This is a genomic window from Salmonella sp. SAL4457 (assembly GCF_046548235.1).
GTDB classification, from domain to species: Bacteria; Pseudomonadota; Gammaproteobacteria; order Enterobacterales; family Enterobacteriaceae; genus Salmonella; species Salmonella enterica.
The window spans coordinates 1-315 of the sequence record NZ_JBGDZO010000239.1; the positions used below are offsets into that span (position 1 = coordinate 1).

General features: G+C 63.5%; 1 protein-coding gene. It reads left to right on the forward strand.

Annotated elements, in window-relative coordinates; translation table 11 throughout:
* A partial coding sequence (locus tag ACLJNW_RS24090) for an aminotransferase class V-fold PLP-dependent enzyme (RefSeq protein WP_410961202.1) occupies positions 1 to 315 on the forward strand: 315 nt, incomplete at both ends.

Genomic DNA, 315 nt, shown 5'->3' on the forward strand with positions numbered 1-315 from the left:
CGTGCTGGCGCTCCGCGACCGCTTCTTCGCGCAGATCGACGGCCTGGAAGAGCTCTACATCAACGGCAGCATGACCTCCCGCGTCCCGCACAACCTCAACGTCAGCTTCAACTACGTCGAGGGCGAGTCGCTGATCATGGCGCTCAAGGACCTCGCGGTCTCCTCCGGCTCGGCCTGTACCTCGGCGTCCCTGGAACCGTCCTACGTATTGCGCGCCCTGGGCCGCAACGACGAACTGGCGCATAGCTCCATCCGCTTCACCTTCGGTCGCTTCACCACCGAGGAAGAGATCGACTATGCCGCGAAGAAGGTGGT